Below are 22315 nucleotides of genomic sequence, written 5' to 3' on the forward strand. Positions count from 1 at the left end.
GGATTTTTGCTGAGATAGTAAATGTTAGAATAAGACCCTGAATTTATTCAAACAATACAATAAGGCTTTAATAATGAAAAAATGGTTATTAGCTGCAACTGCCGTCCTGTCCATGTCTGCTTTTACCCATGCAGGCAATAATGAAATCACCGTTTTCCAGGATCCCAATTGTGGGTGTTGTGATGGCTGGAACCAGCATATGCAAGATGCCGGCTTCAAGATTAAATCGATTAAAACCGGCAATATGACTGCCGTAAAAGAAAAGCTTGGTGTACCGTTAAATCTGGCTTCCTGCCATACCGCTGTAGTTGACAGCTCAGGTCAAATCATTGAGGGGCATGTCCCTGCCACAGCCGTACATAAAATGCTGGCCAATGCATCCGTCAAAGGTATTGCCGCACCCGGAATGCCATTGAATTCTCCTGGCATGGGGCCTATGGATGGCAACCTGCTTACCGTGGATTTTGAGGGACAACCGTTTTCAAAAGACTAATCGTGAGCATAATAAGCGATGTTTTTAAGGTCAATCAGTAACCCTGTTTGCGGCACTTAAAATACTTTTTTTTGCAAAGCCTGTTTTGCCGCTGCGCTGGCATGAATCGCGGTGGTATCAAACAGGGGAAGCGGTGAATCTTTAGCACCAATCAGCAAGGATATTTCAGTGCAGCCCAATATTACGGCTTCAGCGCCTTGACTGGCCAGCCGCTGGATAACTTCCCGATATGTCTGGCGTGATGACTCTTTTAAAATGCCCAGGCAAAGTTCATCATAAATAATTTGATGTACCTGACTCCTGTCCTCGGTTCCGGGTACCAGAACCTCAATGCCATGTTTATGGCTTAATCTGCCACGGTAAAAATCCTGCTCCATGGTAAAACGGGTTCCCAGCAAGGCTACGCGTTTATATCCTGCCTGTTTAATGGCTTGGGCGGTAGGGTCTGCAATATGCAATAACGGGATTTGTGTGGTCGATTCAATAGCAGGCGCCACTTTATGCATGGTATTGGTACATAACACCAGAAAATCAGCGCCAGCCTGTTGTAAAAGCAGGGCGGTATCGGCCAGTATTTTTCCGGCCTCATCCCATTTTCCTTGATGCTGCAGCTGTTCTATTTCCTGGAAGTTAACGCTATACAGGATTATTTTTGCCGAGTGCAGGCCACCCAGCCGTTCTTTGATAGCCTCGTTAATTTGGCGATAATAAGGAATGGTTGATTCCCAACTCATTCCACCTATTAAACCGATGGTTTGCATTTAGGCTCCCTGAAATGTTAGGTGATGTTTTTGTGATTCGGGTACAATAGCACCGCTATGTATTGACGGGTTACAGCTTATTCCACACGGCATTGTAACGAATAAACGATAGAGTTTTTACCCGGTGAGACTCTAAACATCACTTGAATTTTGGCAGTCTTGTTGTTCGCATAATGTATATTATGTAAAGTAAATGATTTATGCATGATTGCATTCCCCCATTCGCTTATAACCTATGACTAAAACCTCTGTCATTGGTTGGTAACATATTTGCTTATATAATATATGGTCTTTTTTATTTGCTGATTGCTGCTTAATGCACTTTTGCTTGATCATCAGCAATACAACTCATAGGTAAAGATATGAATTCACGCTTGAAAGTATTATTGGCAAGCTGCGCCGCTTTAACCGCCTTTATGCAACCCGCCCTTGCGGATGATTTATCTTGTCAGGGTTCTATTGGCAATAAGCAAATCGACGCCAATATCAAAGTGCCCCAAGGCGCTCACTGCAACCTGAATGGAACCCGTGTTGATGGCAATATCGAAGTCTTTCAAGGTGCCACGCTGGTACTTAAAAATGCAAAAGTTGACGGTAACGTGATTTCAAAAAAAGCCGGCAAGATTCAAATCTCTGATAGCCGTATCGATGGCAATATAGAAGCTAAAACCCATACACCCTCATTTTCCGTGAAAAACACGACCGTTGATGGCAATATTGTTTGTGGTCAGGGTAGCCGCCTTTCAGGCGGCAATAACCGGGTTGATGGAAATGTCGAATGCCAGTACTAATATAAGCGCTTAAACTCACACGACTGTTTTACATATGTTCGGCGTGAAACCGTTGCAGCATCGTGAAAGCTTCTTCAATGGAATCAACCATTTTGAACAAGGCCAGGTCGTGTTCGTTAATCATGCCTTCGTCAACCAGAAACTCGAAGTCGATGGCGCGCTTCCAGAATTCAGAACCAAACAGGATGATTGGGATGGGATCCATTTTTTTAGTCTGCACTAAAGTCAATACTTCAAACAGCTCATCCATGGTTCCGTATCCGCCAGGGAAAACAACCAATGCCTTAGCCCTGACAAGAAAATGCATTTTCCGGATGGCAAAATAATGAAACCGGAAAGCCAGCTCAGGCGTGATAAAAGGATTGGGGGTTTGTTCATAAGGCAAGGTAATATTCAGGCCTATTGAACGTGCCTGGCTTTCATAAGCCCCTCGGTTGGCCGCTTCCATAATGCCTGGACCACCACCTGTCATAATGACATAATCACATACGCCCTCTTTTTGAAAGTGTTCTGAAATCATCTTTGCAAAACGGATGGCCTGTTCATAGTAATGTGCATTTCGCAGGTTGCGCTCTGCCCTTTTATGAGCCTTAAGCATGACTTCATCTTGCGGTGAACCATCAAGCATTTTCTCGATTTGTTCCATTTTGCTTTTGGCTTCTTCGGGTGAGCTTATGCGCGCACTCCCAAATACCACAACCGTGGAACGTATGCAGTTTTCATTCAGTATCTTGTCTGTTTTGAGGTATTCAAGTTCCAGGCGCTGGCCACGCAGTTCATCACTGGCCAGAAAATCGAGGTCTTCCTGGGCAAGCCGGTAGGTGACACCTTCTTTTATGTTTTTTTGCAGCGCTTTGCGCTTTTCATAATCAATCATGTGTTATTACAGTTCAGTTAACCTTAAGTGTTAGTCTTAATTGAATGAAATCGTTTCCTGTCTTTTGGGAATATGTACATTCCAATTCAATTCTTCCATCAGCCGGTTCGCCAGCGTTTCTGCGGGATTGGGTTCACCATGGACCAGGTAAATATGTTTTGGGGCTTTTTTAAACCCTTTGGCCCAGTTCAACAGGGCCGGCTGATCAGCATGGGCAGACAGTCCCCCGATAGTATGAATAGTTGCCCTGACATTGATTTCCTCACCAAAAATACGCACTTTTTTAACGCCATCAACCAGACGACGGCCTAATGATCCCATGGCTTGAAACCCCGTAATCATGATGGCGCACTCTGGTCTTCCCAGGTTATGGCGCAAATGATGCTTAATGCGGCCCGCGTCACACATACCACTGGCAGAAATAATAATCGCACCTGAACGGATTTTATTCAGCAGTTGTGACTCTTCAGCACTTTCGGTGAAATAAAGATTGGGTAATTCGGTACCGATTTCCTGCCAGGTCAACATTTTTTTGGCTTCCTCGTCAAACAGCTCCATATGTTTCATGGTAATGGCCGTTGCCTTGGTTGCCATCGGGGAATCAACAAAAACCTTGAGATCATTTATTTTGTCATGACGTGCCAATTGCAGTAGTTGGTAAATGACTTCCTGGGTTCGCCCCACTGCAAAAGCGGGAATAATAACATTTCCCTTGGGTAAAGTCCGTTTGAAAATATCAACGATTTCTTCTTCCGTCGAGTTGCTTGTACGGTGAGGCCGGTCACCGTAAGTGGACTCCATAACCAGGATATCCGCCTCTTCAATGATTGTTGGATCACGTAAAATGGGTCTGCCTGGTTGGCCAAGATCGCCGCTGAACACGACTTTACGGGTAATGTTATCCTCGGTAATCCAGATTTCAATAATGGCGGATCCCAGGATATGGCCGGCATCCTGAAAACGACATTTTATGCCAGGCGCCAGATCTATGATGCTTTCGTATCCAATTTCTTTTATATGCTTAAGCGTTTGCAGTGCATCAGCCATGTAGTAGATGGGGGTAGTGAGCCCGTAATGCCTGCCTTGTCGTGAACGTGGTTTGCGACTGGCCCGTTCGGCATCGACTTCTTGTATGTGTGCGCTGTCAGGTAACAGAACATCAAGCAAGTCGGCCGTTGCCCGGGTGGTGTATATATATCCCGAATAACCGTCTTTTATCAATTTTGGCAGCATGCCGCTATGGTCAATGTGGGCATGGGTAAGCAGCACAAAATCCAACTCGTGGGGATCAAAGTCGAAGGGTTGCCGATTCCGGATGGGGGCTTCACGACCGCCTTGCAACATGCCGCAATCAACCAAAAACTGAATATTACCGGTTTGCACCAAAAAGCAGGAACCGGTTACCTCGCCGGCTGCACCCAGGAATTTGATTTTCATATTTTGTCTACTCGTATTGGTCTACAACGTTAATGATCATAGTCTTGCCGCTTTACTTATTCAAGCTGCTTTTATCGGATTTATCCTTCTCATGATCTTTTTCGGTTAAAGCTAACGCATTTATTTTTTCAAGTAATTGCGCCATTTCCTTTTGTAATTCAAGGTTTTGTTGCCGTTGTGCCAATGCGTTTGTCAGTGTTTCGTTTTCTTTTTTCAGCAGTTCAAACCGTTGCTCGTTCTGGGATTTATATTGTTCAAATTGCGTAACAAGCACGTGGTATTCATCTTGAACTGCCTGCATTTTCAGACGAACTGTTTCATTAAGCTGTGATAATTGACGGTATTTTTCATGCGCCTCTTCCAGCTGGTTTTTTAACGCTTGCTCGTTTTGCTTTTGTGTCTTAAGACTTTGTTCAAGCTTTTGTTGAACCAGTTTTGTTTCCTGCCGGGCACGATCAATTTCACTGACTGAACGCAATTCCAGCGACCTGAAACGGGTTTCGAGCCCTTCCCTTTCCTTGATGTGTTGCTGATTGGCATTTTCCAACACCTGCTCTGCCGCTTCTTGCTGGGCCTTGTTTTCTACCAGCAAGTCGGCAATCTGAATTTTCAAACGCCCTGCTTCATTATTCAGACTTTCATATTCGCGGTTTCTTTGTGCCAGGATGTTCTTTGTGTCTTGCAGTTGGGCGGCCATCGTGGCCAATAGCTTTTTCTGTTCTTTTAAGGCTGCCTCATGCAATTGTTTACTGTGTTCAAAGGCCTTTTTTTCATCATCCAGTATTTGTTTTGCCCGTTCGTTTTCTTCCTGTTGGTTTTTAACCGAGTTTTTGGCGATTATTGTGGCCTGTTCAAGAGCCAGCGCCCAGACATGCCGTATGGCCTGCTCGACCGGTTCGGGGGCTGTTATTGTGTTTTTCTGGTTAAAGGACGTTCCATTAATGCGTTTGCCCAGGATGGCAAACCAGTTTTCCAGCATGGGGCTGATGGTATTGGGTGAACCCCGCCCTATTCTTAACCTGATCCGCTCTATGGTTGGCCGCTGCCCCTCAAGCAACAATTCATCTGCCGCTTTCCAGACATCTTCCTGTTGAATTCCACGCCCTGAACTTTTTAATTGCATCATTTTGAATACACTTTAGAATATAGCTTTCGATAAGTAAAAATTATCATAAGCTATTTGATTTATTTGTAATATACAATACATAATACATATTATATATTACAAATATGGAATTTACCCAATGTTTTTACGTCAAAATGGTGTTTATGCCCACACAAAGCCTTAAATTGCTGAACCAATTGCCATTGCTGGATCCCACCTCATTGCATGAAGCCACCCAAAAGGCAATTGCCGACATCGTGTCTGAAGGTGAGTCTCAAAATACGCGGAACAGCTACAAAAGCGCCATGAAATACTGGGCCGTCTGGTACAGAATGCGTTATAACCAGGCATTCACCCTTCCCCTGCAAGTACCCGTGGTGCTGCAATTTATTGTTGATCATGCCGTGCGCCATACCCCAACAGGTGACACCATTGGTTTGCCCGCCGAGCTCGATGTATTTCTGGTTGAAAACAAATTCAAGGCGCAACGGGGCCACTTTTCAATAGCCACCCTTTTGCATCGCCTGGCTGTCTTGTCCAAGGCACACCAAATTGCTTTTGCCAGTCCGAATCCCTGTAAAGATCCTCGCGTACAGGAGTTGATTGGCAAAACACAAAAAGCTTATGCAAAAAAAGGCATGCATTCCGTCCAGCGCCCGGCACTTACCAAGGAACCGCTTGCCCAGTTGCTGGAAACCTGTGACGACTCGATTAAAGGCCTGCGGGATAGAGCCCTGATATTATTCGCCTGGGCCAGCGGCGGAAGACGCAGATCCGAGGTATCGGATGCCCATTTTGACAGACTCATCCATAAACCCGAGACGGGAGATTACTTATATTTGCTTTTATATTCAAAAACCAATCAGACAGGACAGGCATCCGCCAATGCCTATAAGCCGGTTTCCGGTCAGGCCGCCCAGGCACTGGCCAATTGGATTGCCGCCAGCCAGATAAAAAATGGTTATATTTTCAGGCAAGTTAACAAAGGTGGGGCTATCGGTGAAAAACTCAGCCCGGTTTCGGTGAACAATATTATTAAATCCCGTTGCAAACAGGCTGGATTAAGTGAAGAATATTCCGCGCATTCACTGCGATCGGGCTTTGTGACCGAGGCAGCCAGGCAAAATATTCCCATTGCCGAAACCATGTTAATGACCGGTCACCAAAATATTAATACCTTAATGAGGTATTATCGCGAGGGAAATGTTTTGGAAAGCAAGGCCTCTAAATTGTTTGATAGTCCGGCTGAATAGTTTTTCAGAATCTGAACGGCAAATCTGAACTAAATGTACGCTGTGGTCTCTCAACTGTTTGCGCCAAATCAAATCTTCTTTTTAAATATTATATTTATTAATATTATATTTGAGTATATAATGTTAACCATCTTAGATTGAAATTATGAACACAACACTTACTACGGATATGTCCTTTGCCATGCGGCAAGGCGCTACTGAAGCCATAAAGTTGCTTAAGGTCATGGTTAATGAAGACCGTTTGCTCATGATCTGCCATTTGTTTGAGGGTGAAAAAACAGTGGGCGAGATTGAAGAATTACTGGACATTCATCAACCCAATCTTTCGCAACACTTAACGGTTCTCAGAAAAAACGGGGTGGTACAAACACGCAAGGAAGGCAGAAATGTTTACTACTCCCTGGCAGACCCAAAAGCCGTTGCCATGCTTGAAACATTGCACCGCTTATACTGCAATGATACGGCCTCATCCTAAGGCATTTTCCATGTCATTGCTTGTGTTCAACATAATTTCCAATTGTCAGTTTTTTGTTAATCCATCAAAAGGGCTTTATCATGAATAAAAATGTTGGCGGTATCGATAAACTTTTGCGTATTATCGTGGGCGTGGTTTTGATTGTGCTGGCGATTACCGGAACAATCGGATGGTGGGGTTACCTGGGCATTATTCCCCTGGTAACCGGCTTTATTAGTTATTGTCCACTTTATGCCATCATTGGCGTCAAGACCGCTTGTCCACTGAGTAAAAAATAATTACGCCTGTTCATTTCAAGATGGTTCGGATTCGGGCATTTTTTTGTTTAATGCTAATGCCCGGTCCTTTTACTTTTACGACCGTAGGCAACGGTATCACTTTGCCACTGGACGGATCCACAGGCTGCCCATTTTTTCTGATTTCATAATGCAGGTGCGGCCCGGTGGAGTTACCGGTTGATCCCACAAAACCGATTAAATCCCCTTTCTTTACATACGAACCCAGAACCAGTCCGGGGGCATAGCGTTCAAGATGGGCATAAAGCGTGCTGTAAGTATTATCATGTTTCAGCACTACGGTTTTGCCGTATCCCCCGCGGTTAGCCAGGTAAACCACTTTGGCCGCCTGTATGGCCGTAACAGGCGTTCCTGCCGGCGCAGCATAGTCAACTCCCGTATGCAAGCGCATTTCCTGAAAAACCGGATGCATTCGCCAGCCATATGAAGAGGAGAATCTCGCATCCGGCAACGGATTGGTCATCAGACTTTGCAGGGTTATATTCTTGCCGCAATGGTCACAGGCTCCCATGACAATAACGTCACTATCCAGCTCTGGAATATCACTCAGATCAATATCGGTACTGCTTTGGGCAAAGACACCCAGTGGCAGACCCAGCAACAAAAGCAGCAAAAATTTATTCAATAGAATAATCCGTGTGAAATGATTCAAGGCACAATAAAGCAGGCATAAGCAATAATGAACATTTCGTTGCGTTCAATCGCTATATAATCGCACTCATCCCTATTATATTAGTAGACATTCCGGGTAAAACCAACCGTGAAATTGATAAAAACCGTAAAACCATTCATTGCCCTGGTCTTTGGTACTGTTGTCCTGTCAGGCTGCACTCCAGAACCTTATCCGCCTGAAATAAAAACAGACCTGATTTCTTTGTGCATGGAAGGCATCTTGTCGGGCCAGACTAATGTGGTCATTGAAGACAATAAGACACTTGATGCCTCCGAGTCTCTCAGACTGTGTGAATTCAGGTATGGGGAATTCATTAAAAAAGTGCCACTTGCCGATTATTTGGATCAGCAAACCCATTTGTACGAAAGCTTTCAGCGGGCATATCGCCAGAAATACATCCTAGAGGATGTCTACAACAGTCTTTCTCCCAAAGACAAAAAAACGTTTGCCACCACATCCCAAATCATGCTTGGGCTAGATGCCGGAGAACTGGAATAATGATAAAAATGCTCATAAACATGGGATGTACCCTGCTTGGCGCTGCGCTCATCATGACAGCCACTCATGCGCAAGAACAAACCTATCCCAACCATGAAAGAGAAAAGGCCATTATTTTTTGCATGACCCGGGAATATGTATTGCAATACCAGGAAGAGCCCGCCGAAAAGGACCTGTTCCCTGTCTGTGAATCACGCTTTGCCGAGTTGGAAAGCAGTATCCCTTATGAAAAATACAAAGCAGTCAGGGATAAAGGCTACATGATTTACCCAGATAATCAAAGTACCAAATTAATGGAAAAATACTTCGACATTTTAATGGGGAAGTATTAAGTCCATACCTCACAGTTACCAAGGAGATTTACATTGTCAAACATCGGACTTGTTCATTTGATTAAAAAAAACCTGCCACTGCTTGCATTGGCAGCAATAGGATTTTCCGGTTCATCTGCCGTCCTTGCCGATACCGCCAAATGGCCCGAGCACGAATTGAAGCTTATCGTACCGTTTGGGGCCGGATCAACCCCGGACCAGATTGCACGCATTGTGGCAGAAAAAGCATCCGGCACACTGGGACAGGTCATTGTCATTGACAACAAGCCCGGTGCTGGCGGCAATATAGGTACAGCTGCCGTCGCACATGCCAAACCCGATGGTTATACCTTTGGCATTTCAATTACCGGCCCCTTGGTCAACAACCCGTTTATTTATAATAACTTAAGCTACGATCCGGAAAAAGACCTCTCTCCGCTTACGATGGCAGTCACACAGCCCAATATCATTGCCGTGCGAAGTGATTCAGGCATCACAAACCTTCAGGAGCTGGTTGATAGAATCAAGGAAAATCCGGACAAGTTCAATTACGCCACACCAGGTACTGGCACAGGTTCTCATTTATCCATGGAGCTGATGCTGCAGGCTTTCAATGGTGTCGCAACGGCTGTGCCGTATGCCTCTTCGCCTAATGCCATGAATTCTTTACTGGCGGGCGATACACAGTTTACCGCTTTGGCCCCCATTGCCGTGCTGCCACTGGTTAATGATGGCCGCTTAACCGCTTTGGCTCAAACAACGGCAGAACGAGTCAGTGCCCTGCCCGAGATCCCCACTGTTTCAGAGGCGGGCATACCGGGCATTGAAGGCTCAGCCTGGTCAGGCTTTATTATTTCATCAAAAGTGGATAAAGCCATACAGGACAAACTGGCCAATGCCTTGGTTGACGCACTGAATGACCCTGTCGTAAAAGAGAAGTTGCAGGCCCAGTATATGGACCCGATTCCAGGTACACCCGAGCAGTTCAGGGAGTACATGAAGCAGGAAAAAGCTCGCTGGGAGCCGCTGATTAAAAAACTCGATTTAAAAATTAACTGACATCCCACCATCAATGGTAATAACTTGTCCATTGATATAAGAAGCAAGGCCCGAAGCCAGAAAAACCGCCGCGCCAGCGATCTCTTCGGGCTTGCCCCAGCGCTGCATGGGTACCCGAGCCACGAAAGCCGGACCTTTTACTTTGTCTTCGGCCAGGGATTTATTGGTTTCAGTAGCAAAAGGACCGGGAGCAATCGCATTGCTGGTAATGCCCTGGCGGGCATATTCCACGGCCAGAGACCTCATTAAGCCGGTCAGGCCCATTTTTGTTACCGGGTATACAGCATCACCAGAACGCGCCAGTTCACCCGCTATGGATGTCATGGAAATAATTCGTCCAAAACCGTTTTTAGTCATTAATTCGGCCGCTTTCTTGGAAGTGTAAACGGCTGCAGTCAGATTAGCTTGAGTGAGCGCCAGAATATCTGGCAAGGTGCTTTCAGCAAGAGACTTGCGAATGCGCATTCCCATATTATTAACCAGAATATCGCAGCGACCGTAATCCTGTGTTATTTTTTCAAATGCAGCGTCTATTTGTGCAAAATCAGACATATCCGCACAAATCCCTCGCACGGTGATTCCCTCATCAGCCAATTTTTTTATACACTCAGCGACACTTTCCCGTGTTCTGCCATTGATGATCACGGTTGCACCACTTTGCGCCATTGCCTTGGCAATTTCAAGACCCAACCCTCTTGTTGAGCCGGTCAAGAAGGTGACCTTGTCATCCAGATTAAATTGTTTCAGATAGGAATGGGTGTCAGTATTGAAAGACATACGATAAAATTGTTTTTAAGGTTAAACTTGAAAAATATTTTGGTAATTTAAATATAAAGACTGGGAAAAGAACATGTTTAACAAGTCTACTTCTTTTCAATATGAAAAGACGCTAAAAGCCTGCGGAAAAGGACAAAAAAGCGCCATACAAAGCTTATATAAACACGATGCTCCTCAAATGCTGGCCTTGGCATTCCGTATTTTTGGCAATTTAAACTATGCGGAACAGGCGGTTCAGCGTGCCTTTGTCACTATCTGGAAAAATGCCAATACATATAACGAAGAAGCCGGCCCGGCCAAAGGATGGATTTACAGCATCTTGCGCTACCATATCGGTGTCCTGTACAAGCAAAATTACGAACAGATCCAGGCGACTTTGCAAAACAGGGATTCTGCACTGGTTGAAACGCTTAGTCTTTTGCAGGCCGACATACATGCTTCTCACGCACCACATACGGGTTTTCATGCTTTTCTCGAAGAATTGCCACTTGAGCCACAAAGCTGTTTGATCAACATGTATTTCAGTTCAGGTGAGCAAGCCTCAACCGCCACCCTGCTTAATATGCCTTTGGGCCGTTTCAAGGAAAATATTTTATTGGGCTTGCGTCATTTATCCAAAAAGTTGGGTAATTTTCCTTATCACATTGATAATGAAAAAATTGGCGAATATGTATTGGGTGGGCTAAGCGGCGAAGAAGAACGTTATGTACTTCAGCTTTTCAATCAGGACAGCACCGCAGCCAGCATTGCCCTGATCTGGGAGGATCACTTCACCCATTACCTGGATCAATTGCCCGAACAGCCTTTGCATCCGCGCTTATGGAGCAGCATCAAGCACAACATGCAAAACACCGAGGAAGTCGGTGGCATTCTTGATGCCATTCAAGATCATGACATGTCCGGGTTTTCCGGTTTGCAGGCGCGCATCAAGGAACTAAGCAAAAAACTCAGCCAAAACCTAAGACTATGGCAAATATCCAGCCTGGTACTGGCGACTGCCTTGCTTTTTCTTGTGATTATTTTTCCATCCACCTCCAATATGACCAGAATGATTGCCGTGTTGTCAGCGCCCGGGCAAAATAGCCAGCCTGCCTGGGTGGTAAAAGTTAATCAGGAAGGCATCGCACAGATCAAACCAATGATTCAGCAAAACATTGCCGACAATCTTGAAATGGAAATCTGGACACAATCAGACACGGGCAACAACGACTATCGCTCACTGGGCGCTATTAAATCGAATGCCATTATCACGCTTACTCCGGAAATGTTGGGTAAAGTGAAGCCCGGGCAACTTTTTCAAATCAGTCTTGAAGCGGCTGGTGGTTCCCCTTCAGGCAAACCAACCGGGTCTATTTTGTATCAAGGTAGATTGGTTGATGTGAGTAATTAATATAATAAGTAGCACTTATGGGGCATGAGCAATAACGGATTTGTCATGAGTTCATCACAATCGTCATCAAATAACGTGAAAATCTCTATAAATAACTGCAACTTTGTCTGAAAAATGATTTATACGAAAAATATTTTGAATTTTATGCAAATCTGAGACAAGTAACATATGAAAATATCGTATCATCAGGGTTGTAACAATTCAATTTTTGATCCCCTTGTCAAATGCCCCTTGTTTTAATTGTCGTACTCCCTTTCCTTGGCAGTATATTGGCTGCCATTTTGCCTCATAATGCCAGAAACCAGGAATCCTGGCTTGCTGGCATTATTGCGCTTGTCTGTGCAGGAATGGTTATTTATGCCGCACCTGCCGTATTTAACGGAGAGGTACTGGTCCAGACAATAAGCTGGTTGCCTTCCATGGGCGTCAATATGACATTCAGAATGGATGGCTTTGCCTGGTTATTTTCGCTTCTGGTCACCATAATGGGAGCCTTGGTGGTTCTGTATGCCCGTTATTACATGGACCCAGCCGATCCGGTACCCAGATTTTTTTCATTTTTCCTGGCATTCATGGGGTCAATGCTCGGTGTCGTTCTTTCGGGCAACGTTATTCAGCTGGTCATATTCTGGGAATTGACCAGTCTTTCATCATTCATGCTCATTGCTTACTGGCATCACCGGCAAGATGCACGTCGCGGTGCACGCATGGCACTTACCATTACTGCCGCAGGTGGATTTTGCCTGTTGGCCGGCATGTTAATGATTGGCCATATTGTCGGCAGTTATGAACTAAATGAAATACTGGCTTCGGGCAACCTGATCCGCAATCACCCCTGGTATATTCCCATTCTGGTGTTGATTGCCTTGGGCGGACTTACCAAAAGTGCCCAGTTCCCTTTCCATTTCTGGCTGCCCAATGCCATGGCTGCGCCAACTCCGGTATCCGCTTATCTACATTCGGCTACCATGGTCAAGGCTGGTGTTTTTATCCTGGCCCGTTTCTGGCCGGTGCTTGCCAGTACCGACCAGTGGTTCTGGATCATTGGCGGTGCCGGAATGTGTTCATTGCTCATAGGTGCTTTTGCCGCCACTTTCCAGCAGGACATGAAAGGTGTGCTGGCCTATTCCACAATCAGCCATCTGGGTCTTACCACCCTGCTTTTGGGTCTGAATAGCGAACTGGCCCTGATTGCCGCCATTTTTCACATGATCAACCATGCCACCTTCAAGGCCTCCCTGTTTATGGCAACCGGGATTGTTGACCATGAAACCGGAACACGTGACATGGGGGTGCTCTCAGGATTGCGAAAGGCCATGCCTATCACGGCCACCCTGGCTATTGTGGCTTCGGCCGCCATGGCGGGCGTGCCTTTGCTTAATGGTTTCCTTTCCAAAGAGATGTTCTTTTCCGAAACACTCTTTGTAAACCAAACCTCTTATGCCGGTTACTGGTTGCCAAGCCTGGCTGTTTTGGCAAGTTCATTCAGCGTTGCTTATTCCCTGCGCTTTATCATTCAGGTGTTTTTTGGCAAACCCGCCACCGATCTGCCTCGAAAACCACATGACCCCCCCCACTGGATGCTTTTTCCAAGTGCTGTTCTGGTTCTGCTGTGTATTCTTATCGGTGTTTTCCCCGAACTAATCATTGGCTCAACGCTCAAACTGGCGGCCACCTCCATTCTGGGAGACCACTTGCCTGCTTATAGCCTGGCTATCTGGCACGGCTTTAACCTTCCGCTCGTTATGAGTATCCTGGCCCTGGTTGGTGGTGTTTCCCTGCTATATGTGCTTAAACCCCTGTTTCGCTCATATCCCGGGCAGACACCGATTTTATACCGTTTTGATGGTAGAAAGTCTTTTGATGCCGTCATGAATGGCATCGATAGCATTGCCTATATCCTGCTTGAATGGTTTTCCAGCAAACGTTTGCAACCACAGGTATTGTGGATTGTGGTAATTACCGTGGTGGTCGGCATGCTGCCGCTGCTTGGTGGAAATTGGTTGCATTTAAAAGAACCGTTTTCTTTTGATCCGGCTTTTGCCCTTCTATGGACCGTTGGTGGTGCCTGCGCCATAGGAGCGGCTTATCTGGCCAAGTACAATCGCTTCCGTGCCCTGGTGCTTTCTGGTGGAGCCGGGCTTGTTACCTGCATCACTTTTGCATGGCTTTCAGCGCCCGATCTGGCGCTGACGCAATTGGTGGTTGAAACGGTTACCGTTGTTCTTATTTTGCTGGGCTTGCGCTGGTTGCCACGTCGTGTCATTGAAGAGTCCCAGATAACACCGTTACGGTCATTTATTCGCCGGTTCCGTGATTTGGCCATTGCAATATGTAGCGGACTGGGATTGTCTGCACTGGTCTATATCATGCTGACTCGCGATAAACCAGAGGGTCTTTCTGCCTTTTTCCTGGAAAAAGCCTTGCCTGAAGGCGGTGGTAATAACGTAGTTAACGTCATTCTGGTCGACTTCCGTGGCTTTGATACCTATGGTGAGATCAGTGTTCTGGGCATTGTGGCCATTACCGTCTATGCGCTGCTGCGTCGCTTCCGTCCGCCACAGGAAAGTATCCACGCCCTTGAAAACCGTCATGAAATTCAAACCATTGATGGCAATGGCCTCACCAATGAGCACAGTTTGCCCAAAGGTATTTTATTGGCTCCCAATGTACTGGGAAGGCTAATGCTGCCAGTTATTACCCTTATTTCATTGTATTTCCTGTTGCGCGGCCATAATCTGCCCGGCGGTGGTTTTGTAGGCGGGTTGATTTTTGCAACCGGAATCATCCTGCAATATATGCTCAGTGGCATTCACTGGGTTGAAACACGCTCAAGGGTTCGGCCACAGTACTGGATTTCCGTTGGCTTGTTAATTGCCGGTGGCTCTTCCATGCTTGCATGGTGGGTAGGTCAACCTTTCCTGTCAGCCATCAGTTGGGATATTTACTTGCCTGTCATCGGGAAGCTGCATCTTTCCAGCGTTATCCTTTTTGATATTGGTGTTTATGCACTCGTTGTGGGCGCAACAACCTTTATGCTGGTTGCCCTTGCTCACCAGTCCCTGCGTTTCTATCGTAAAGCACCGGTTGCCGAATCGGAAACCAAAGCAGGAACCGGGACACAATTGAATTTTTCAGATCGAGTTAATTAAATGGAAATTATCTACTCATTAGCCATAGGGGTATTGGCCGGCTCGGGCATCTGGCTCTTGCTCAGACCCCGTACCTTTCAGGTCATTATGGGGCTTACCCTGGTTTCCTACGCCGTAAACCTGTTTATATTTGGAATGGGCCGATTATCTGTTGGCTCTCCTCCCATCATTGAATCAGGTACGATTGCTGATGTTTCCAATTATGCCGATCCCGTTCCCCAGGCTCTGGTACTGACCGCTATCGTTATCGGTTTTGCCACAACGGCTTTATATCTGGTCGTGTTACTGGCCTTGCGCGGGCTGTCCAATACCGATCACGTCGATGGTACGGAGTTCAATTCATGATGGGTTGGTTGGATCATTTACCCATTTTACCTGTTGCAGTGCCCATGATGGCAGGCGCCCTCATGCTGCTTTTGAAAGACTCCCGTCGCAAGGCCCTTACCGGGCTGGCTTTCCTGTCGGTTACCATTCAGTTTGCTGTTGCAGTAACCTTGCTGTTCATGACAGCAGGCGATATTTCCAGCGACTGGAACAATGATATTGGCGTGTATTTGCTGGGTAACTGGATAGCCCCTTTTGGTATTGTGTTCGTGGTGGATAAGCTCTCAGCGGTTATGCTGGTTCTTACTATTGTGCTGGGCATATGTGCGCTTATTTACTCAACCGCGTTCTGGGATCGGGTTGGCATTCATTTCCACCCCTTATTCCAATTCATTCTGATGGGGCTTAATGGTGCATTTTTAACCGGTGACCTGTTCAATCTTTTTGTCTTCTTCGAGATTTTCCTGGCTGCATCGTATGGTTTGCTGCTGCATGGTTCTGGCTCCCGAAGAGTTTCTTCAGGTTTGCATTACATTACCGTCAACCTAATTGGCGCTTCTTTACTGCTCATCAGCATCTCCCTTATTTACGGGGTTACCGGTACGCTCAACATGGCCGATCTTGGTATCAAAGCCGGTATGCTGGATGCTGAAAATCGCAAACTTTTCGAAACCGCCTGTGCCATTCTGGGCATTGCCTTCTTAGTCAAGGCAGCGGCCTGGCCACTTAATTTTTGGTTACCCAATGCTTATGCGGCCGCTTGTGCTCCTGTTGCCACGCTATTTGCCATCATGACCAAGGTAGGCATTTATGCTTTGGTCAGAATGGGCTCCCTGCTTTTACCCACCGGAGCTCCTGCCGCCTTTGGTGGCGACTGGATGTACGCCATTGGTCTGGGTACCCTTTTATTTGGTACTTTAGGTATTCTGGCCGAAAAAAATACAGGACGACTGGTTGGCTATAGCATCATTCTGTCTTCCGGCACCCTGCTTACGGCGTTGGGAATGCCGGGTGTGACTTTAACAGGTCCTTCCCTTTTTTACCTGATCAGTTCCGTGCTTACCACCGGTGCTTTTTTCATGTTGGTTGAGTTGATCAAACGCACAGAATCCTTTGGTTCCAACGTGCTTTCTGTCAGTTTTGAAGCTTTTGGCCTTGATGAGGACAAAACAACCGATTATTCCGGTGACGTTGTTGGTGTCGCAATTCCAGCCGCACTGGCCTTTCTTGGTCTGTCATTTTTTACCTGCGCCATTCTGATTGCATGTATGCCGCCGTTTTCCGGTTTTGTGGCAAAGTTTGCCTTATTGTCTTCTGCACTTGAACTCACCGATAACAAGTTATCGGGACCTTCCCTCAGCGCCTGGCTACTGGTAATTGCCATGCTGGCATCCGGCCTTGCCACTGTCATTGCTCTGGGTAAATCAGGCGTAAGGCTTTTTTGGAATGCGGAAACGTTGCAAACGCCTAAACTTAGTATTCGAGAAGCTATTCCCGTTAGTGTTTTATTGCTAAGCTGTATTGCGCTTTCAATTTTTGCCGGACCTGTCATGGATTTTCTGGCTGAAACGGCAAGTTCGCTTGATGATCCCAATCAGTATATCAATGCAGTGATTACACAGGCATCCAACAAAACCATGGTAGGGGGACACTAATGAGAAAATTCTTTTTCTGGTTTCCCATGTCTGCATTTCTTTTGCTTATATGGATGCTGTTGGCCAATGCACTGACAATCGGCCAGTTTGTGCTCGGTTCAATACTGTCACTAGGGCTTGTTCTGGCATCACAGCGCTTGCGGCCTTTACACGGTCACCCTAAAAAAACCTTAACTATCCTGAAATTGATTTGCCTGGTTATTGTTGATATTGCTTATTCCAACTGGGTGGTGGGAATATTAATCCTGAAAGGAAAAAGTGCTCACCGAACACCAGGTTTCATCAATATTCCACTGGACATCCGCGATCCTCACGGTTTGGCCATTTTATCGTGCATTATCACTTATACACCTGGTACGGTCTGGTCTGGTCTGACTGAAGATGATTTCATCCTGCGCCTTCATGTTCTTAACCTGAAAGAGGAGTCCGACTGGATTCACACCATCAAGAATCGTTACGAAGCAAATTTGATTGAGATATTTGAATGAACTTGATATTGACCTGGGCATGTTACTTTGCCATTTGCTGCTTTTCACTGGCCACTTTTTGTGCCTTTATCAGACTCGTCAAGGGATCAACACCCCAAGACCGGGTGCTGGGTCTTGATACTATGTATATCAACGGCATGTTGCTGATCATCGTGCTGGGCATGCTTTACAGAACGTCCTGGTACTTTGACATTGCATTGCTCATCAGTTTATTGGGCTTTGTGTCTTCTTCAGCGCTGTCAAAATTCCTGCTGCGTGGTGAGGTGATCGAGCCATGAATGATATTCCTGCCTGGATCGCAATTCCCGCTGCTGTTTTTTTAGTGACGGGTGGCCTTATTACTTTGATTGGATCAATCGGACTGCTCCGGTTTGAAGATTTCAAAAGTCGTATTCATGCCCCTACATTGGGTAACACGTTTGGTGCCATCTTTACCTTGTTGGCGTCTATACTGGTTTCTTTTCATCTGGCTGACCGGGTTTTCTTTCACGAAATATTAATTGTTGTCTTTTTATTTCTTACTTCCCCCGTCACTGCGATGCTGTTAATGCGTTCTTATATACTGCGCCTGGAACGTATCGGAAAATAACTCTTTTATTCAAATACCATGCTGCCCAGACTGATTCTGTCTATTTTGATCGTTTTCCTGTCATTCAGTACAAGCGTTTATGCGGAAAATGGGCAAAAAGCACCGGCTCTTGAAGAGATCCAGGCAAGCCTTGCGGAACTTCCCAAGTCAATTGAAAACAATGACAATATTCAAAAAATACTGGATAAATTAAAAGCCATCCAGGCTAGCGCGCAGCAAATTATTAATGCCAAAACCCAGGAACTTGCCGACATTGATACAAAGTTAAGCAACCTGGCCGACACCCCAAAACCTGATGAATCGCAAAGCCCCCTTACCCCTGAGGCAAAAGACATTGAGGCGCAGCGCAGTGCCTTGCAAACAGAACGTGAACGACTGGATGCCAATATCAAACTCGCCAAATTGCTGATTAGTGAAGCCGACCAGCGAAGCTTTAAATTAATGGCGGAAAGCAGGGCCAAGTTTCAGGCTGAATTGTTTGAAAGGGTCAGATCTCCACTTACTTTGTCATTCTGGGAACGCTTTTCACGCTCATGGTCCTCGGATTTTCCTCGAGTACAGCAATTTACAGATTCTGTATTGGCTATTTTTGTGAAAGCCCTTGAACCGGAAAATAAAAAATTTTTTTATGCGGGCATTTTTCTTTCATTAATGACCGCTTTTGTGCTTAACCGTCTTTTGCAAAATCTGATTCGCCTGATTGCAATGGAAAGAATACCGACAGGTCGGGCACGACGTTCCCTGGTTGCCTTTGGAATTATTCTTAACAATGTCATTATTACTGGTTTATCCACGTATTTTTTATATGCCGGTCTTAACTGGAACGGGATTGTCAGCCCGGACATTCATGAATACCTGGTTTCCCTGATCTATACAATCATTTTCGCTTCACTGGTCACCGGTCTGGGCAATGCATTATTCTCGGTCCGTCATCAGTCCTGGCGTCTGCCTCCGCTTAGCGACACCCTGGTCCATGCGCTCAAACCCTATCCCTGGTTAATTGCCACCCTCATTGTGATTCACCAGGCAATCATTATCAGCAGCTCAAAGGTTGGGATTTCTCTTGGTACAGAAGTGGGACTCAGGGTTATTTCAAACCTTACGATGGCGGTGCTGGGTTTTCTGGTTTTAGGCAAAATTTCCCGCTATTACCGGATTACTCCCCAAGCTAATCAGAATGAGCAAAATAAGGTGCCTGGCACGGTATGGCCCTATGTTCTTCGTACTCTGTGCTGGATGATTGTTATTGGCACATTGGTATTTACACTCGTTGGATTCGTTGCACTGGGCTCTTTCCTTATTACCCAGCTGCTCTGGAATGTCATCATCCTGTCAACTTTTTATATCTTATTTAAACTCAGTGAGGATTTATTCCAGGCCAGTATCGCAGCCCAGGGGCTTATTGGTAAACACCTGATTGAACAATATGACATTACACCCAATTTCCTGAATCAACTATCCACCATTTTGTCCGCCCTGACAAAGCTGCTGCTGTTTTATGCCTTGGTGATAGTTTTGCTGGTTCCGTTTGGAAACAGCCTGGCCGGTTTATTTAACCGGGATGGCAAGCTGGATAATTTTTTGCATACCTGGCAAAATTTCATTACGCCAGGTATGCTGTTAAGTGCAATCATGATCGTTTTGGGTGGAATTATTGTTGGCCGCCTGCTTAAAAACTGGCTTGTCAGTAAATATTTCCCCAATACCAATATTGATACGGGCGTACGCTTAAGTATTGTGACCGTTCTGGGTTACATTGTGGCCATTATTACCGTAAGCCTCATGTTATCCACCCTGGGAATCAGTCTTGAAAAACTGACCTGGATTGCCAGTGCCCTTTCTGTGGGTATCGGTTTTGGTCTTCAGGCCATTGTGCAAAACTTCATATCCGGTTTAATCATGTTGGTTGAAAGACCGGTTAAAGTAGGTGATTGGGTGGTTATTGGCACACAAGAAGGTGATATTCGCCGCATCAACGTCAGGGCTACTGAAATTCAACTGGGAGACCGCTCTACTTTGATTGTCCCCAACTCCGAGTTTATCACCAAGTCCGTCAGAAACATGACCCTTAGTAAAAGCGAAGGTCGTGTGCAAATCCGTCTTCCCCTGCCACTGTCAGTCAATCCAGCACAAGTCAGGGACATCATCCTGGCAATTTTTGAAAATAACGAGGATGTTCTTGACGATCAGGGCCTGGAACCCTACATTCGTCTTGATGGCATCGAAGGCGGTAGCCTGATCATGGTAGCGACTTGCTTCGTGATCAGTCCGCGCCTGGCAGGACGTATCAAAAGCGAATTGTTATTTGAAATAATCAACAAGCTTCATCAGGAAAGCATCCTGTTAAGCATGCCTTTGCAAATTGAACAAATTAACCCGACACGAGAAAATGTGAACTGAAACAGGTACTGTGCTGTTTATTGATTAGCCAAATGCCGCTTATCAAGAACCTGTCAGAAAATTGTATATGAATAAAGCCCATTCTGATATGGTCTGGCGTGACAGGGGCAATGCCTGAATAATCTAAGCTCGCGGCATTCCCCCTTAGTCTTAGTATTAGTTCTTTTCAGTAATCGGACCTGTCCACTCTTCGGTAAAAAGCTCGTAACTTAAACGCTCTTTTTGCGGCACAGGCATTTTGGGGGTACCAATAGCCAAAAAGCCCATGAACCGATAATCAAGTGCATCAAATCCCAACCCGGTTTGGAACTCATCGATATAAGTGGCAATACCTGTACTCCAGAACGCACCATATCCCAGCATATGTGTCGCATTCAAAATATTGGTAACAGCCGCGCCTGTTGCCAGCATACGTTCAGACTCACTGATTTTCGTATTGCTGTAATCAATATGGCAAGCAACTGCAATGATCAGGGGTACTTCCGCAAGCCATTGACGTGTAGCCGCTTCCTTATCGGGATTAAATGGCTCGGCACTGGCCTGTTTTAAAGCAATGGAAAAATCGGCAAACTTTTTAATGGCTTCGCCACGAATAATCTTGAATCGCCATGGGCGAAGCGCACCATGATCAGGCGCCGACATGGCTGTTTGCAGTATAAGTGCCAGCTCCTCGTCAGAAGGAGCCGGAGCGGTAACCATTTTCATGGAATTACGATTCAGAAGATAATTAATTGCTTCATTCATGGCATAACCTGTATAAATATTATTCAGTTAAGGAGGGATTAACGCAGCAACGCCTTCATGTCGCGAACTGCCTTTTCCCAACCGTCAAAAATGGCCTGAGCCACGATGGCATGACCGATATTCAACTCTGAGATACCTCCAAGTGCAACAATGGCCTGAACATTCTGATAGTGCAAACCATGACCGGCATGTACTTTCAGGCCAGCTCCAAGTCCTTCAGCAATCGCAATCCTTAGACGTTCCAATTCCGCCTCTACCTGCTCTCCCCTTGCCTCGGAATAGGTACCCGTATGCAATTCGATCACGGTAGCCCCTGCCTTGGCAGCTGCATGAATTTGATCGATATTGGGATCAATGAACAGGGAAACCCTTGAGCCGGCATCATGCAATCTTGAAACAGCCAATTTAACCTGTTCAAAGGATTCAATTACATTCAACCCACCTTCCGTGGTTAATTCCTGGCGACGTTCGGGTACCAGACAAATATCGTGCGGCTTGACATCACAGGCAATATCCAGCATTTCAGGAGTGATGGCACACTCAAGGTTCATCCGGGTGGTGAGCAACGGAAGAATGGCATAAACATCCTTATCCTGAATATGGCGACGATCCTCACGCAAATGCAATGTGATGACATCTGCCCCAGCCTGCTCAGCCAACAGAGCTGCCTTGATAGGGTCTGGATATACGCTATGGCGTTGCTGCCTGAGAGTCGCCACGTGATCAATATTTACGCCTAAATCAATCATAAAATACGGAATACAAAA

24 protein-coding genes are annotated in these 22315 nt (G+C 45.9%); 16 read left to right on the top strand and 8 right to left on the bottom strand.

The features are described 5' to 3' along the window. The first annotated feature begins 73 nt into the window (after positions 1 to 73). Positions 74 to 493, top strand: coding sequence for a DUF411 domain-containing protein (locus tag HCX92_RS08150; protein ID WP_169294453.1), 420 nt, complete (start codon positions 74 to 76; stop codon positions 491 to 493). A 56-nt stretch (positions 494 to 549) separates the two neighbouring features. On the opposite strand, the gene HCX92_RS08155 is transcribed toward HCX92_RS08150, so the two are convergent. Next, a complete protein-coding gene (locus HCX92_RS08155) occupies positions 550 to 1254 on the bottom strand; it encodes an aspartate/glutamate racemase family protein (protein ID WP_169294454.1) in 705 nt (234 codons plus the stop codon). A 362-nt stretch (positions 1255 to 1616) separates the two neighbouring features. Here HCX92_RS08155 and HCX92_RS08160 point away from each other — a divergent pair, with 362 nt between their 5' ends. Continuing rightward, positions 1617 to 2045 (top strand): hypothetical protein, encoded by a 429-nt coding sequence (locus tag HCX92_RS08160; RefSeq protein WP_169294455.1) that lies wholly within the window; start codon positions 1617 to 1619, stop codon positions 2043 to 2045. A gap of 28 nt (positions 2046 to 2073) precedes the next feature. On the opposite strand, the gene HCX92_RS08165 is transcribed toward HCX92_RS08160, so the two are convergent. Genes HCX92_RS08165 through HCX92_RS08175 form a run of 3 tightly spaced genes read right to left on the bottom strand, consistent with a single transcriptional unit; the run spans position 2074 to position 5485 of the window. After that, complete coding sequence (locus HCX92_RS08165; protein WP_169294456.1) at positions 2074 to 2922, bottom strand: TIGR00730 family Rossman fold protein; 849 nt, start codon at positions 2920 to 2922, stop codon at positions 2074 to 2076. Between the two features lie 36 nt (positions 2923 to 2958). After that, positions 2959 to 4359 (bottom strand): MBL fold metallo-hydrolase RNA specificity domain-containing protein, encoded by a 1401-nt coding sequence (locus tag HCX92_RS08170; RefSeq protein WP_169294457.1) that lies wholly within the window; start codon positions 4357 to 4359, stop codon positions 2959 to 2961. 52 nt (positions 4360 to 4411) lie between these two features. Further along, positions 4412 to 5485, bottom strand: coding sequence for a DNA-binding protein (locus tag HCX92_RS08175; RefSeq protein ID WP_169294458.1), 1074 nt, complete (start codon positions 5483 to 5485; stop codon positions 4412 to 4414). Positions 5486 to 5628: 143 nt separating this feature from the next. On the opposite strand from HCX92_RS08175, the gene HCX92_RS08180 reads away from it, so the two are divergent. The 3 genes from HCX92_RS08180 to HCX92_RS08190 all read left to right on the top strand — a co-directional run bounded on the left by HCX92_RS08180 (position 5629) and on the right by HCX92_RS08190 (position 7470). Then, positions 5629 to 6717 carry a site-specific integrase gene (locus HCX92_RS08180; protein ID WP_169294459.1) on the top strand — a complete coding sequence of 363 codons (1089 nt, stop codon included), beginning with the start codon at positions 5629 to 5631 and terminating at the stop codon, positions 6715 to 6717. A gap of 145 nt (positions 6718 to 6862) precedes the next feature. After that, a complete protein-coding gene (locus tag HCX92_RS08185) occupies positions 6863 to 7192 on the top strand; it encodes a helix-turn-helix transcriptional regulator (protein WP_211182322.1) in 330 nt (109 codons plus the stop codon). An 80-nt stretch (positions 7193 to 7272) separates the two neighbouring features. Then, entirely contained in the window at positions 7273 to 7470 is a 198-nt protein-coding gene (locus HCX92_RS08190; protein WP_169294460.1) for a DUF2892 domain-containing protein, read from the top strand. A 10-nt stretch (positions 7471 to 7480) separates the two neighbouring features. Here the strand turns inward: HCX92_RS08190 and HCX92_RS08195 are convergent, their stop codons facing one another. Continuing rightward, positions 7481 to 8113: a M23 family metallopeptidase gene (locus HCX92_RS08195; protein ID WP_169294461.1), complete on the bottom strand. Its 633-nt coding sequence runs from the start codon at positions 8111 to 8113 to the stop codon at positions 7481 to 7483. A gap of 135 nt (positions 8114 to 8248) precedes the next feature. On the opposite strand from HCX92_RS08195, the gene HCX92_RS08200 reads away from it, so the two are divergent. Genes HCX92_RS08200 through HCX92_RS08210 form a run of 3 tightly spaced genes read left to right on the top strand, consistent with a single transcriptional unit; the run spans position 8249 to position 10029 of the window. After that, positions 8249 to 8659 (top strand): hypothetical protein, encoded by a 411-nt coding sequence (locus tag HCX92_RS08200; RefSeq protein WP_287811560.1) that lies wholly within the window; start codon positions 8249 to 8251, stop codon positions 8657 to 8659. A gap of 8 nt (positions 8660 to 8667) precedes the next feature. Next, on the top strand, positions 8668 to 8991 hold the full coding sequence (locus HCX92_RS08205) for a hypothetical protein (protein ID WP_211182323.1): 324 nt from the start codon (positions 8668 to 8670) through the stop codon (positions 8989 to 8991). Positions 8992 to 9024: 33 nt separating this feature from the next. Beyond that, entirely contained in the window at positions 9025 to 10029 is a 1005-nt protein-coding gene (locus tag HCX92_RS08210; protein WP_248290024.1) for a tripartite tricarboxylate transporter substrate binding protein, read from the top strand. Here HCX92_RS08210 and HCX92_RS08215 read toward each other — a convergent pair. Beyond that, positions 10015 to 10806 carry an SDR family oxidoreductase gene (locus tag HCX92_RS08215; protein WP_169294463.1) on the bottom strand — a complete coding sequence of 264 codons (792 nt, stop codon included), beginning with the start codon at positions 10804 to 10806 and terminating at the stop codon, positions 10015 to 10017. The two genes, HCX92_RS08210 and HCX92_RS08215, sit on opposite strands and share 15 nt — an antisense overlap. A gap of 73 nt (positions 10807 to 10879) precedes the next feature. Here HCX92_RS08215 and HCX92_RS08220 point away from each other — a divergent pair, with 73 nt between their 5' ends. The 8 genes from HCX92_RS08220 (at position 10880) to HCX92_RS08255 (ending at position 20804) form a co-directional block, all read left to right on the top strand. Next, positions 10880 to 12196 (top strand): anti-sigma factor domain-containing protein, encoded by a 1317-nt coding sequence (locus HCX92_RS08220; RefSeq protein ID WP_169294464.1) that lies wholly within the window; start codon positions 10880 to 10882, stop codon positions 12194 to 12196. Positions 12197 to 12420: 224 nt separating this feature from the next. After that, a complete protein-coding gene (locus HCX92_RS08225; RefSeq protein ID WP_169294465.1) occupies positions 12421 to 15348 on the top strand; it encodes a monovalent cation/H+ antiporter subunit A in 2928 nt (975 codons plus the stop codon). Then, positions 15349 to 15693: a Na+/H+ antiporter subunit C gene (locus HCX92_RS08230; RefSeq protein WP_169294466.1), complete on the top strand. Its 345-nt coding sequence runs from the start codon at positions 15349 to 15351 to the stop codon at positions 15691 to 15693. Further along, positions 15690 to 17327 (top strand): monovalent cation/H+ antiporter subunit D, encoded by a 1638-nt coding sequence (locus tag HCX92_RS08235; RefSeq protein ID WP_169294467.1) that lies wholly within the window; start codon positions 15690 to 15692, stop codon positions 17325 to 17327. The genes HCX92_RS08230 and HCX92_RS08235 overlap by 4 nt, the downstream gene beginning before the upstream one ends. Then, positions 17327 to 17815: a Na+/H+ antiporter subunit E gene (locus HCX92_RS08240; RefSeq protein ID WP_169294468.1), complete on the top strand. Its 489-nt coding sequence runs from the start codon at positions 17327 to 17329 to the stop codon at positions 17813 to 17815. Before HCX92_RS08235 ends, HCX92_RS08240 begins: the two co-directional genes overlap by 1 nt. Continuing rightward, complete coding sequence (locus HCX92_RS08245; protein ID WP_169294469.1) at positions 17812 to 18093, top strand: K+/H+ antiporter subunit F; 282 nt, start codon at positions 17812 to 17814, stop codon at positions 18091 to 18093. The genes HCX92_RS08240 and HCX92_RS08245 overlap by 4 nt, the downstream gene beginning before the upstream one ends. Further along, a complete protein-coding gene (gene mnhG / locus HCX92_RS08250) occupies positions 18090 to 18404 on the top strand; it encodes a monovalent cation/H(+) antiporter subunit G (RefSeq protein ID WP_169294470.1) in 315 nt (104 codons plus the stop codon). Before HCX92_RS08245 ends, mnhG begins: the two co-directional genes overlap by 4 nt. Before the next feature lie 18 nt (positions 18405 to 18422). Further along, positions 18423 to 20804: a DUF3772 domain-containing protein gene (locus HCX92_RS08255; RefSeq protein ID WP_169294471.1), complete on the top strand. Its 2382-nt coding sequence runs from the start codon at positions 18423 to 18425 to the stop codon at positions 20802 to 20804. Between the two features lie 156 nt (positions 20805 to 20960). Here the strand turns inward: HCX92_RS08255 and HCX92_RS08260 are convergent, their stop codons facing one another. Both HCX92_RS08260 and HCX92_RS08265 read right to left on the bottom strand, forming a co-directional pair. Further along, positions 20961 to 21548, bottom strand: coding sequence for a nitroreductase (locus tag HCX92_RS08260; protein WP_169294472.1), 588 nt, complete (start codon positions 21546 to 21548; stop codon positions 20961 to 20963). 38 nt (positions 21549 to 21586) lie between these two features. Continuing rightward, positions 21587 to 22297 (bottom strand): pyridoxine 5'-phosphate synthase, encoded by a 711-nt coding sequence (locus HCX92_RS08265; protein ID WP_169294473.1) that lies wholly within the window; start codon positions 22295 to 22297, stop codon positions 21587 to 21589. Between the last annotated feature and the right edge of the window lie 18 nt (positions 22298 to 22315).

It is taken from the genome of Advenella sp. EE-W14, from assembly GCF_012923605.1.
Lineage (GTDB): Bacteria > Pseudomonadota > Gammaproteobacteria > Burkholderiales > Burkholderiaceae_B > Advenella > Advenella alkanexedens.

Coding starts and splice junctions, on each gene's coding strand:
- HCX92_RS08155 (WP_169294454.1), bottom strand. CDS start 1,254: ATGCAAACCATCGGTTTAATAGGTGGAATGAGTTGGGAATCAACCATT.
- HCX92_RS08160 (WP_169294455.1), top strand. CDS start 1,617: ATGAATTCACGCTTGAAAGTATTATTGGCAAGCTGCGCCGCTTTAACC.
- HCX92_RS08185 (WP_211182322.1), top strand. CDS start 6,863: ATGAACACAACACTTACTACGGATATGTCCTTTGCCATGCGGCAAGGC.
- HCX92_RS08265 (WP_169294473.1), bottom strand. CDS start 22,297: ATGATTGATTTAGGCGTAAATATTGATCACGTGGCGACTCTCAGGCAG.
- HCX92_RS08215 (WP_169294463.1), bottom strand. CDS start 10,806: ATGTCTTTCAATACTGACACCCATTCCTATCTGAAACAATTTAATCTG.
- mnhG (WP_169294470.1), top strand. CDS start 18,090: ATGAATGATATTCCTGCCTGGATCGCAATTCCCGCTGCTGTTTTTTTA.
- HCX92_RS08205 (WP_211182323.1), top strand. CDS start 8,668: ATGCTCATAAACATGGGATGTACCCTGCTTGGCGCTGCGCTCATCATG.
- HCX92_RS08225 (WP_169294465.1), top strand. CDS start 12,421: ATGCCCCTTGTTTTAATTGTCGTACTCCCTTTCCTTGGCAGTATATTG.
- HCX92_RS08165 (WP_169294456.1), bottom strand. CDS start 2,922: ATGATTGATTATGAAAAGCGCAAAGCGCTGCAAAAAAACATAAAAGAA.
- HCX92_RS08150 (WP_169294453.1), top strand. CDS start 74: ATGAAAAAATGGTTATTAGCTGCAACTGCCGTCCTGTCCATGTCTGCT.
- HCX92_RS08230 (WP_169294466.1), top strand. CDS start 15,349: ATGGAAATTATCTACTCATTAGCCATAGGGGTATTGGCCGGCTCGGGC.
- HCX92_RS08220 (WP_169294464.1), top strand. CDS start 10,880: ATGTTTAACAAGTCTACTTCTTTTCAATATGAAAAGACGCTAAAAGCC.
- HCX92_RS08255 (WP_169294471.1), top strand. CDS start 18,423: ATGCTGCCCAGACTGATTCTGTCTATTTTGATCGTTTTCCTGTCATTC.
- HCX92_RS08260 (WP_169294472.1), bottom strand. CDS start 21,548: ATGAATGAAGCAATTAATTATCTTCTGAATCGTAATTCCATGAAAATG.
- HCX92_RS08190 (WP_169294460.1), top strand. CDS start 7,273: ATGAATAAAAATGTTGGCGGTATCGATAAACTTTTGCGTATTATCGTG.
- HCX92_RS08170 (WP_169294457.1), bottom strand. CDS start 4,359: ATGAAAATCAAATTCCTGGGTGCAGCCGGCGAGGTAACCGGTTCCTGC.
- HCX92_RS08175 (WP_169294458.1), bottom strand. CDS start 5,485: ATGATGCAATTAAAAAGTTCAGGGCGTGGAATTCAACAGGAAGATGTC.
- HCX92_RS08235 (WP_169294467.1), top strand. CDS start 15,690: ATGATGGGTTGGTTGGATCATTTACCCATTTTACCTGTTGCAGTGCCC.
- HCX92_RS08180 (WP_169294459.1), top strand. CDS start 5,629: ATGCCCACACAAAGCCTTAAATTGCTGAACCAATTGCCATTGCTGGAT.
- HCX92_RS08240 (WP_169294468.1), top strand. CDS start 17,327: ATGAGAAAATTCTTTTTCTGGTTTCCCATGTCTGCATTTCTTTTGCTT.
- HCX92_RS08245 (WP_169294469.1), top strand. CDS start 17,812: ATGAACTTGATATTGACCTGGGCATGTTACTTTGCCATTTGCTGCTTT.